The 11,640-nt window shown below is 62.8% G+C and carries 8 protein-coding genes and 1 pseudogene; 7 read left to right on the forward strand and 2 right to left on the reverse strand.

Features of this window, described 5'->3' with window-relative positions:
* Window positions 1–5: 5 nt before the first annotated feature.
* From LOKO_RS02605 to LOKO_RS02625, 5 genes are all read left to right on the forward strand, one after another.
* The gene (locus LOKO_RS02605; RefSeq protein WP_335339201.1) at window positions 6–176 is read left to right on the forward strand and encodes a hypothetical protein; all 171 of its coding nucleotides are present in this window, start codon (window positions 6–8) and stop codon (window positions 174–176) included.
* Window positions 173–3,247: a sarcosine oxidase subunit alpha family protein gene (locus LOKO_RS02610; RefSeq protein ID WP_083517393.1), complete on the forward strand. Its 3,075-nt coding sequence runs from the start codon at window positions 173–175 to the stop codon at window positions 3,245–3,247. Before LOKO_RS02605 ends, LOKO_RS02610 begins: the two co-directional genes overlap by 4 nt.
* Complete coding sequence (locus LOKO_RS02615) at window positions 3,240–3,890, forward strand: sarcosine oxidase subunit gamma (RefSeq protein WP_066444710.1); 651 nt, start codon at window positions 3,240–3,242, stop codon at window positions 3,888–3,890. The genes LOKO_RS02610 and LOKO_RS02615 overlap by 8 nt, the downstream gene beginning before the upstream one ends.
* Window positions 3,891–3,936: 46 nt before the next feature.
* Entirely contained in the window at window positions 3,937–4,803 is an 867-nt protein-coding gene (purU, locus tag LOKO_RS02620; RefSeq protein WP_066452182.1) for a formyltetrahydrofolate deformylase, read from the forward strand.
* 191 nt (window positions 4,804–4,994) lie between these two features.
* Window positions 4,995–5,663 (forward strand): L,D-transpeptidase, encoded by a 669-nt coding sequence (locus LOKO_RS02625; protein WP_158509920.1) that lies wholly within the window; start codon window positions 4,995–4,997, stop codon window positions 5,661–5,663.
* A 5-nt stretch (window positions 5,664–5,668) separates the two neighbouring features.
* Here LOKO_RS02625 and LOKO_RS02630 read toward each other — a convergent pair whose 3' ends face one another.
* The gene (locus LOKO_RS02630) at window positions 5,669–7,357 is read right to left on the reverse strand and encodes a GGDEF domain-containing protein (RefSeq protein WP_066444716.1); all 1,689 of its coding nucleotides are present in this window, start codon (window positions 7,355–7,357) and stop codon (window positions 5,669–5,671) included.
* A 476-nt stretch (window positions 7,358–7,833) separates the two neighbouring features.
* Window positions 7,834–8,154 (reverse strand): hypothetical protein, encoded by a 321-nt coding sequence (locus tag LOKO_RS02635; RefSeq protein ID WP_066444718.1) that lies wholly within the window; start codon window positions 8,152–8,154, stop codon window positions 7,834–7,836.
* A gap of 582 nt (window positions 8,155–8,736) precedes the next feature.
* Between LOKO_RS02635 and LOKO_RS20030 the strand changes: the two are divergent.
* A pseudogene (locus tag LOKO_RS20030) lies at window positions 8,737–9,492 on the forward strand (ChaN family lipoprotein); the annotation flags it as partial.
* Window positions 9,493–9,918: 426 nt separating this feature from the next.
* On the forward strand, window positions 9,919–11,232 hold the full coding sequence (gene argA / locus LOKO_RS02640) for an amino-acid N-acetyltransferase (protein WP_066452183.1): 1,314 nt from the start codon (window positions 9,919–9,921) through the stop codon (window positions 11,230–11,232).
* Window positions 11,233–11,640 lie beyond the last annotated feature (408 nt).

Consider the following 11,640-nt stretch of genomic DNA (forward strand, 5'->3'; position numbering starts at 1 on the left):
ACACCGTGTCCTACGAGATCCTCGAGACCTACAAGATGGGTGAACAGCCGACGATCACTGCCGAAAGTCTGGCTAGCCGGGAAATGCAGGGCAACGTCCAGGTCGCCGATGGCGGCCTACAGACCGTGGGCGCCAGTAACGCCGCAGTGGCATCGGCCAAGGGAGAGAAGGCATGAGCAAGTCCTTGAAACAGCCGAACCGTCTTCGTGAAGGCGGGCGTATCGATCGAGCCCGCACGTTGAGCTTTACCTTCAACGGCAAGCGCTACCAGGGCCATGCCGGTGACACCCTGGCCTCGGCACTGCTGGCCAACGGCGTGGATATCGTCAACCGCAGCTTCAAGTATTCGCGCCCCCGCGGCATCGTTGCCGCCGGCCCCGAGGAGCCCAATGCCCTGATCCAGCTGGGCAGCACCGAGGCAGCCCAGGTGCCCAATGTGCGGGCCACCCAGCAGGCGTTGTTCGATGGGCTTACGGCACAGAGCACCAACGGCTGGCCCAACGTCCAGCGCGATGTCATGGGTCTGGTGGGCAAGCTGGGCGGGAGCTTCATGCCGCCGGGCTTCTACTACAAGACCTTCATGGCCCCGGCTTCCATGTGGATGACCTATGAAAAATACATCCGCAAGGGCGCGGGCCTGGGCCGGAGCCCCATGGTGCCGGACCCCGATGTCTACGATCATCTGAACCAGCACTGCGACCTGTTGGTGGTTGGCGCCGGCCCTGCCGGCCTGGCCGCGGCACTGACCGCAGCCCGCAGCGGCGCCCGGGTGATCCTCTGCGACGAGCAGGAGGAGATGGGCGGCTCGCTGCTCGAAAGCCGTGAGCTGCTGGATAGCCAGCCCGCCGCTCAGTGGGCGGAGCAAGTGCTGGCTGAGCTTGCCGGGCGGGCTAACGTCACCCTCTTGCCACGTACCACCGCCAATGGCTACCACGATCACCATTTCGTGACGCTGCATGAGCGGCGCACCGAGCATCTCGGCGAGACCTCCCCGGTTGTCGACGGCGTTCGTTCCTCGCGCTCGCGGATGCATCGCGTGCGCGCCGGCCAGGTGCTGCTGGCCACCGGCGCCCACGAGCGCCCGCTGGTTTACGCCAACAATGACGTGCCGGGCAACCTGGTTGCCGGTGCCGTCTCTACCTACATTCGGCGCTATGGCGTGGTGCCGGGCACCAAGCTGGTGCTCTCAACCACTAACGACCACGCCTACCGCGCCGCCCTGGACTGGCATGACTTTGGAAAAGGGGCAGGCCGTGAGGTGGTGGCCATCGTCGATGCGCGCCCGGCGCCGGACGGCGAGCTGGTGGAACAGGCCCGCGCTCGTGGTATTCGCGTCATCACGGGCTCGGCCGTACTGGAGGCCAAGGGTAGCACCCGGGTCAGCGGTGTGCGTGTTGCCGCCATCGACGCCGAGGCCTTCAAGGTCTCCGGCCAGGCCGAGACCCTGGCCTGCGACACCATCGCCAGCTCCGGCGGCTACAGCCCGGTGATCCACCTGGCTTCCCACACCGGCGCGCGGCCGTCCTGGAGTGACGACGTACTGGGCTTCGTGCCCGGCCTGGTGAAAGGCGTATATGCCGCCGGCAGCGCCCGTGGGATCCACAACCTGGCGGGAGGGCTGGCCGACGGCGTCGCCATGGCTACGCAGGCCCTCGAGACGCTTGGCCACTCGGCCGGCAATATCGAGTTGCCCCAGGTCGATGCCATCCGCGAAGGCGCTGCCTGTGCGCTCTACCAGGTACCCCATGAGAAGCCGACCCTGCGTGCGCCCAAGCAGTTCGTCGACCTGCAGAACGATGTCACCGCGGGGGCCATCGAGATTGCCACCCGCGAGGGCTTCGAGTCCATCGAGCACGTCAAGCGCTACACCGCCATGGGCTTCGGCACCGATCAGGGTAAGCTTGGCAACATCAACGGCATGGCCATCGCGGCGCGTTGCCTGAACAAGACGATCCCCGAGGTCGGCACCACGGTCTTCCGGCCCAACTATACGCCGGTGACCTTTGGTGCCATCGCCGGGCGCCATTGCCGTGAGCTGTTCGATCCCGAGCGCTATACCGCCATGCACCAGTGGCATGTGGAAAATGGCGCCGAGTTCGAGGACGTCGGCCAGTGGAAGCGTCCCTGGTACTTTCCACAAGTACGCCCTGACGCCGCCAACGGCGAACGCGAGAGCATGGCGGAAGCGGTGGCCCGCGAGTGCCTGGCGGTGCGTGAGAAGGTCGGCATACTCGACGCTTCGACCCTGGGCAAGATCGATATCCAGGGGCCGGACGCCCGCGAGTTCCTCAACCGCATCTACACCAACAAGTGGGCCAAGCTTGAGGTCGGACGTGCCCGCTACGGCCTGATGTGCCGGGACGACGGCATGCTGATGGACGATGGCACCACCAGTTGCCTGGGCGAGAATCATTTCCTGATGACCACCACCACCGGCGGTGCCGCCGGGGTCATGGAGTGGCTGGAGCTGTGGCACCAGACCGAGTGGCCGGAGCTGAACGTCACCTTCACTTCGGTGACCGACCACTGGGCGACCATGACCATCACCGGGCCGGAGGCGCGCCACCTGCTGGCCGAGATCACCGACATCGATCTCGACCGCGAGCGGTTCAAGTTCATGGACTGGCGTGAAGGCAAGGTGGCCGAGGTGCCGGCGCGGGTCTTCCGCATCTCCTTCACCGGGGAGCTCGCCTACGAGATCAACGTCCAGGCCAACTACGCTTTGCACGTCTGGCAGACCCTCTTCCAGCACGGCGAGAAGTACGGCCTGACGCCCTACGGTACCGAGACCATGCACGTCCTGCGGGCGGAGAAAGGCTTTATCATCGCCGGCCAGGACAGCGATGGTTCGGTGACCCCGGAGGACCTGGGCATGCAGTGGGCCGTCGGCTACGACAAGCCTTTCTCCTGGGTGGGCAAGCGGGCCCTGTCGCGCTCCGATACCCGCCGCACCGACCGCAAGCAGCTGGTGGGTCTGAAGCCGAAGGATCCGAAGGTGGTGCTGGAAGAGGGCGCGCAGATCGTCTTCGACCCGGATCATGCCATCCCCATGCCTATGGTAGGTCACGTGACGTCGAGCTATTACAGCCCGACACTCGAAAGCGGCTTCGCCCTGGCGGTGGTCAAGGGTGGTCATCAACGAATGGGCGAGACCGTCTACCTGCCCACGGCCGACGGCAAGGCTCACGCCGCAGAAATCGTCGGTCCGGTCTTCTACGACCCCAAGGGAGAGCGCCAGCATGTCTGAACAAACCGCAAACTGGTTCAACCTCTATGACGCTCGGCCTTCGGTCGAGGTCCCGGCGGAGTCCCCGCTGGCCTGGTCCTACCACAATACTGGCCGCCCGAAGGCCAGTGAGAAAAGCCGTGCAGTGCTGCATGAGCGGGCCATGCTGGGCCATTTGATCCTGCGTGGCGGCGCCATCGTGCTGGATGAGGCCGTCCGTCGGGTACTCGGCTTCGGCCTGCCGGGGCGACCCAACACCTTGAGCCATGATGAGAGCGGGGAGCGTTCGGTCCAGTGGCTCTCGCCGGACGAGTGGCTGCTGATCGTTCCCGGTGGCGAGGAGTTTGTCCTGGAGGGCAAGCTGCGCCAGGCTCTGGGCGACGCCCACTACGCTATCGTCAATGTCAGCGGTGGCCAGACGCTGCTTGAACTGACAGGCGAAAAAGCCTGCGAACTGCTGATGAAGTCGACACCCTACGACGTCCACCCCGACGCCTTCCCGGTGGGCAAGGGCGTCACCACGGTGTTCGCCAAGAGCAGCCTGATCCTGCGCCGGCCGACGGAGGATCGCTGGGAGCTGGTATTGCGCCGCAGCTTCGCCGACTACTGCTATCGCTGGCTGCTGGATGCTGGCGAGGAGTACGCTATCGGCGTCGAGGCTTGAGATGCTGGGGCCGGTGCGTCACCGGCCCCATTCGGAGAAACGGAAAATGCAAGACAAGAACAACCGCTGGATCCTGACCGCCCAGTGCCCGAGTCGGCTTGGTACGGTGGACGTGGTGACAAGGTTTCTCAAGGAGCAGCGCTGCTACATCACCGAGCAGCAATCCTTCGACGATCACCTGAGCGGCCACTTCTTTATCCGCACGGAGTTCAGACCGGAGGCGGAGGGGTTTGGTGCAGAGGCGTTCCAGGCTGGTTTTGCCGAACGTGCCGCCGAGTTCGAAATGACTTTCGAGCTGACCGCACCGGGCACGCGAATGCCGGTGGTAATCATGGTCTCCAAGGCCGATCATTGCCTCAACGACCTGCTCTATCGCTATCGCACCGGTCAGTTGCCGATCGATATTCGCTCTATTGTCTCGAACCACCCCGACCTGGCATCTCTGGCGGAGTGGCACGGGATACCCTACCGCCACTTCCCGATCACGCCGGAAACCAAGCCCGAACAGGAGGCGCAGGTTCGGGAGGAGATCGAGGCGAGCGGTGCGGAACTGGTGATCCTGGCCCGCTACATGCAGGTGCTCTCCAGCGAGATGTGTACCAGGCTCTCGGGCCGGGCGATCAACATCCACCACTCCCTGCTGCCCGGCTTCAAGGGTGCCAAGCCCTACCACCAGGCGTATGAGAAGGGAGTAAAGCTGGTTGGCGCCACCGCCCACTACATCAACGACGACCTGGACGAGGGGCCGATCATCACCCAGGGGGTGGAGCCGGTCGGACACGCCGATTACCCGGAAGACCTTGTCGCCAAGGGGCGTGACATCGAGTGTCTGACCCTGGCTCGTGCGGTGGCCCTGCACGTGGAGCGTCGCGTTTTCCTGCACGCCAGCCGTACCGTGGTCTTCGACCGGTAGCCGTCCGAGGATTGGAACTTGGTGGGAGCCCTGTGGGTTGCACAACGTCACGGTGGCTCCTTGTTAGCCAGGATATTTAAATTATTAGAAGCGCGAAAAGACTTGAAATAAGTTCGAGACGTTACACATTAAAGATGGGTAAAATCTCTGCCGGTAATCAAAAAAACGATACCGCTCTGGGCAGGGGGAGCATGAACAGGACAACACACTGGTTGACCGCTTTCGCTGCGTCGCTGGTCATGATGAGCAGTGGTGCGGCACAGGCCAATTTCGACTTTTCCACGACACTCGACGATCGCATCGAGCCGGCCTTTTCCCAGGCCGGGTTCCTTCACGCGCTCGATGCCATGGCGATGCCGGCCGGCCTGACGCCGGATGAGATCTGGATCAGCGTGGACCTGAAGAGCCGCCTGGTCATGGTCTATCGCGGTGAATACGTGATGAAGCGGATCGAGCACCTGGCCTATGGGGCGGGAGGGGCGGCTCCGCTGCGAGCAAAGGGTAGCTCCATGACGCCGCTGGGCGAGTTCCGTGTGGATCGGATCAATCGAGCCTCGCGCTTCGGTCTCTTCTTCGGTATCGATTACCCCAATGCCCAGGTGGCCTCCGAAGCGCTTAGGGTCGGCAAGATCACTCCCGAGGAGTACCACTATATCGCCTCCTACCGGGCGCGCCATGGCAGGGCACCGCATACCACGGCCCTCGGGGGGCTGATCGGCCTGCATGGGTTGGGCAGAGGCGATCCCGATGTGCATCGAAGCTTCGACTGGACGGAAGGGTGTGTCGCCGTCGATAACTATCAGATCCGCGCGCTGGATCCCTGGCTCAACATCGGTACCCGGGTCGTGATCCGGGGTTAATCCGATTAAGGGAGGGTTGGCGCAGCATCGATGCAAAGGCGATCACGGCCCTGATGCTTGGCTTCATAGAGGCTGGCGTCGGCACGCTGGATGATCTGCCACGGGTCACGGTCACTGTCGCGGAGCTCGCTGAGCCCCAGGCTCAGCGTATAGCGGATCACGCCGGCCTCTGTCTGCACGGGATGCGTACGGTTGACCTCCAGGATGCGTTTTGCCACCAGGCAGGCCTCTTCCGGACCTGTTTCGGGCAGCACCACCACGAACTCCTCACCGCCATAGCGGGCAAGATGGTCCTGGATGCGAAGCATGCTGCGGGTCACCTGGACGATCTCCTTGAGCACCTGGTCGCCGACCAGGTGGCCGTATTCATCATTGATCCGCTTGAAGTTATCCACATCCATCAGGATGATGGACAGCGCATGGCGCGAGCGCCGTGAGCGCTGAAACTCCTGCTGGAGCTGCTGCTCGAAGAGTCGTCGATTCCCCGCCCCGGTCAGCCCATCCCGGTCGGCCAATTGCTGCAGGGCCGCCTCGGCCTCGCGACGCCGCTGGATCTCCTCCTTGAGGCGTCGGTTGGTGAACAACAGATACCCGGCAAGTCCTGCCGCCACGACAACTACGCTCATGAAGGGCAGTAACCAGCGCCAGAGGGTGAGCAGCAGGGTGGTGAGGGGCGGAGGAGCAGGCTGGAACAGGAAGCCCTCCAGCTCATAGCCGTCGATCATGCCCATGGCCAGGTACTGGTCACCGATACTCTTCCAGCGCTGTGGGTTGCTGTAACCGATCTCGATGAGACTCGGTTGCATCAGCTCGCGAACCTGTTCGGCCTCATGCAGCAGCAGGTCGCGATCGATATCGCCATGGCGCCTGGGGTAGGCCTCCAGGATCAGGTCGACGGTCTCCTCGAGATTTTCAAAGGCATACACCCAGCCTCTGATGGTGGCTTTGCGGAAGGCCGCGACGCGTTCTGGGTGCTGTTCCACCAGGGCCTGGCGCGTGAACAGCAGGTCCCCATAGAAATCGATCCCGTAGTCGGCGGGTCGGATGATCACCGGCACCTCGCCATGCCGTCTGACGGCATAGAGGCCATCGGTCGAGTAGGCCGGCACCAGCTGTGTCCGGCCCGCGTAAAGGTCCTGCAGGTTCCAGCTCGGTGCGGCGTTGTTCAGCGACTCGAGATTGACCCCGGCGGCGAGAAAGGTAGCCAGCGTTTCGGCACTGATTCGCTCATCCACTCCCGGCAGCGTGACGCTGATCGGACGATCACCGACCTCCTCAAGTCGAGAAAAGCCGAAGCGCTCCAGGGTCAGGAACACCAGCGGCGAGCGCTGCATGATATTGGCCACCACCATGACCGGCTCACCGCGGGCACGATGCAGGAGCAGGTCCGAGCGGGACACGCCGAAGTCAGCCCGTCCGGTGACCACCTCCCGCACAGGATCCGCCGCCCGGCCAGCGGTATGGTACCCACCATCGCGAATTTCGACGTCCAGGCCGGCTTCCTGGAAGTACCCCTGCGCCTTGGCCGCGTAGTAGCCGGCATACTGGAACTGGTGATACCAAAGCAGCTGCAGGCTGACCGGTGTCAGAGGCGCTTCGTTGGCAAGCAGTGGCCGCGGTGAGGCGAGCAGGCCAAGTGCCAGCAGTAGCGTGACACACACAGTCAGGAGGCATCTGCCGGAACGGTTGGGCATAGTGCCCCCAGTGGGATAGATGGCTCACCAAGTGTAACCAGAATGCGGTAGGAAGACAGCTGCTTACGGCAGTGAAGCTGATGCTGGGATAGCGGGATATACCGTTTATTCCCCGTTTATCGACTGATCGGGCGGCAGGTGCAGCGGGCAAGCTTGGCGTGATCAGGCTGATACCGGCCAGTCACACTGCCATGCCGAGAGGCAAGGAGGAGTTGCAGCACTCGCTGCGACAGCCATGCGCCCTTCCCGTCTCGCACGCTGGACGGCCGGGTGATACACAATGAGCGCACAGCCGACCTGGCCCCCTCCGGGCGGCAGCAGGATATCGAGCTGGGCTACCGTTTCCGATCGAGCCGGCACGGTCTCCTGTAGTTGAACCTGAGCCACACACTGGAGCCGGAACATGATCGTTCTGCCCGCTCTGACACGGCGGTGGTCGTCAACTATCAAGTCGCGTTTTGAGCCGTTGACAGGTTTTACAGGCTCTTGATTTCGATAAGGTGACCGATAATGGGGTAGCCGGCTTTCTTGGCGGCCTTTTCGGCTTCGAGCTGTGCCTCGAGCTTGGAAATGCTGGTGGAGTGGTGTTCGAAGACGCTGTCCTGCTCGAGAGACCGCGTGCGTACCGCTAGCCTGACAAGATGTCCCGTCTTGTAGGAGCTGGCCGATTGCCCTGGTGACCTGGCTTCCTTGTCGGGCGCTGGGCGGGGCTGTCGCTTGCTCTCCTGCTTGGGATTTTGAAAGGCGTTGATTTCACGCCGCATTGACTCTTCAAATTCCTGTAGCTCTGTCTTCATTGGCTCTCTTTAACGTCGGTAAGGTAATCAAGCTCAAGGTGGCGTTAGTGAGTATCAGTTTCACTAATCGAAGTTGGTAATTGTGTTGCATCACATATAGCGGTTGGGCCGCAGTGTCATCCAGTAATGTCCCGGCCAGACCAGGGCAAAGTGGCGAGGTAAGTCTCGAAGTGGCAGGGATCTGGCGAACCAAGGTCGACGTTGCGCTGCTATCTCTCGTCGCCCTTAGAGTGAGCCCTCTGTTGCCTGCTTGGGTGCTGCTGCAGTGAATCTTGCTTGATAGTCTGGCCTGTTCAATAACCCAGGTTATGAGTCGTTCGCCTGGACTCGAATAAACAGCGGCAGGGCACCACGCATTCGCAGTTGGAATCGCCGCAATTCTGAAGAATATCCAAACCTCAGTTCCCGAACAACCTGAAAAAATAGCCCTCCTTCTCGACACGTGACGAACGACAAGGTCTGGCTCGGTCGCCCAGAGGGCGCCTGACTTCAACGGCGATGGCCTGCGGTCGATATGTGATGGCTGCCAAGACGCACTGAATGCGCCATGATGGTGTGAGTGTAACCGTGCAGGAGCCACCGATGCCATTTCCACCTTTCTTACTCAAGGGGCGCCTGACGCTTGTGTGTCTGGTTTGCGCACTCCTGTCGAACCCCATTGCCGTTCAGGCCGGCTCCTGTCCCGCGCCCGGGCAGTGGTTGCAACCCGAGGGGGCGGGCCTGGCGGCGAATGACCTCTTTGCCGAGCTGGCCGAGCGCGATGTTGTGCTGCTTGGTGAGCAGCACGACAACATGGATCATCATCGCTGGCAGCTGCATACCCTGGCGGGCTTGCATGGGCGTCGGCCCAATATGGTCATCGCCCTGGAGATGCTGCCGCGAGAGGCACAGCCGGCGCTCGATGCCTGGGTAGCGGGCGAACTCAGTGAACAGGCGTTTATTGATGAGAGTCGCTGGAACACCGCCTGGGGCTTTGATCCGGCCCTCTACCTGCCCATCCTGCATTTTGCCCGTCTGCATCGGGTGCCACTCAAGGCGGTCAATGTGACCCCGGAGCTGCGTGGACGGCTGGTCGAGGAGGGCTGGGAGGCGGTGCCGGAAGCCGAGCGCTTCGGTATCACCGCACCGGCCGAGCCGCCGGCTGCCTATCGCGAGCGCCTGGCGGAGGTATATGCGCAGCATCCGTCTCGTGGCGACGAGGCGGGGCTCGAGCGCTTCATCAATGCACAGCTGGTTTGGGATCGGGCCATGGCTTACGGCCTGGCAGAAGCCGTAGAGGGTGCGGAGATGGTCGTCGGTCTGATTGGCCAGGGCCATCTGCAGTTCGAACATGGTGTGCCCCATCAGTTGACGGCCCTTGGCATTGAAAACCAAGCGACGCTATTGCCCTGGGCCGTGGGCGGGGAGGCGTGTGGACCACCGCCGGACGGCCTGGCCCGGGCTGTCTTCACTCTCGACGAGAGCCGCCATGAGGCAAGCCCTCCTATGCAGCTGGGCGTCTACACCACGCCCCATGAATCCGGTGTCGAAATTCATGCCATTCTCGAGGGCTCGGTTGCCGAACAGGCGGGGCTCGAGGCGANATCACGCTGCCGGCCGGCGCCGGCCTTGCGATCATGTTCTTCTTCCTGTTCAAGGCGATCTTCGGCGGTTGACCCCGGACAACGGCCCGGCAAGACGGCGGCAGAGGGCCGCCGTTTTCACGCCTCTGATATAGTCGAAGGCGAATACACCCTCCCTTTCACCTGCTGCCGGAGAGCGGCCTTGGATACTCGTTTCCCGTTCGTCGACTGGTTCCGCAACTCATCGCCCTATATCAACGCACACCGTGGGCGAACCTTCGTGATTCTCATCGAGGGCGAAGCCATGGCGCGCGGGCGAGGCGAGCAGCTGATCCAGGACCTGGCGCTACTGCATACGCTCGGCGTTCGTCTGGTCGTTGTCTTCGGCATTCGCCCCCAGGTACAGCTGGCCCTGGATGAGGCCGGCATCGAACCGCTGCGGCACGACGGCCGCTGGGTGGCGGATGCAGACATCATGCAGTGCGTCCAGCGTGTCGCCGCCGAGCAGCGGCTGTGGCTGGAGGCGCGGCTCTCGTTGGGGCTGCCCAATACGCCGCTGCACGGTGTCGAGCTGACCGTGGTGTCGGGCAATCTCGTCATGGCCAAGCCGCTGGGCGTTCGGGAAGGCATCGACTTCGACCACAGTGGCGAGGTGCGCCGGGTGCGTACCTCCGCCGTCCAGGGGTTGCTGGATCGCAACTCCCTGGTGCTATTGCCGCCGCTGGGCTTCTCCAGCACCGGGGAGGTATTCGACCTGGATGCCTCCGAAGTGGCGCAGCATGCGGCCATGGCGCTGGGCGCCGACAAGCTGATCCTGCTGGGCGAAGCCGACGGCCTCTACGACGAGAGCGGCGCGCTTCAGCGCCAGCTTACCCCCGGGGAAGCCGAGCCCTTACTGGCGCAGGCCGTGCCCGGCAGCGAATCGGCACGCCACCTGGCGGCAGCCTGTGCTGCAGCCCGCCACGGCGTGGCACGCACCCACCTGCTGTCATGGCATAACCACGATGCCCTGCTGGGAGAGCTATTCACCCGGGATGGCGTAGGCACCATGATCACCCAGCATCGCTACGAGCAGCTGCGGCCCGCTGAACTGAGCGATATCGGCGGCCTGCTGGAACTGCTCGAGCCGCTGGAGCACCGTGGCATGCTGGTGCCTCGCTCCCGCGAGCGCCTGGAGCACGAAATCGACGACTATCTGGTGATCGAACGCGACGGCATGGTCATCGGCTGTGCCGCACTGCACTGCTTCGGCGAGGCCGAGATGGGCGAACTGGCCTGCGTGGCAATCCATGTGGACTACCGTGGCGGTGCCCGCGGCGCGCTGCTGCTGTCCGGCCTGGAGCGTCGTGCGCGCAGGCTAGGGCTCACATCGCTGTTCGTACTTACCACCCACACCGCCCACTGGTTCGTCGAGCATGGGTTCCGCCCCTCGGATATTGAGGCGCTGCCCCCGCTGAAGCGCGATACTTACAATCACGCCCGCAAGTCCAAGATTCTCGTCAAATCCCTCCCTTGATTGCCCCTATAGCCGCGCCGGCATTTCCTGTCGGTAGCGGCCTGTCGCTGCGTAGCTACGTCGCGGTAAAAGTTGTCTCAAAAAGGGTACGAAGCAAGTAATTGATTTCTATAAATATTCTATATGGATCCAGTTTTGGTGTCGTCAAATGGTGACACCTTTGCGGGTGAAGACCTCGTTTTTCGACCGATATTTCGATTCGCTGGGCATTCGCACGCTCTTTCTTCATTGCAAGCAATTGTTTTTGCATGACTAGCAAGATTTCTGGCACGACTCTGGCAATTTACAGGGTGAGCAACGGAAGTGGTTCAAACGGCTCGAACCACTTTTGATCATCGGGAAGCTCGGGTACCCCCCCCCATGCCCTGTGCATCCGGGCCAACGATGATCGGCGTCTGCTCCGCGATG

Source organism: Halomonas chromatireducens (genome assembly GCF_001545155.1).
GTDB classification, from domain to species: domain Bacteria; phylum Pseudomonadota; class Gammaproteobacteria; order Pseudomonadales; family Halomonadaceae; genus Halomonas; species Halomonas chromatireducens.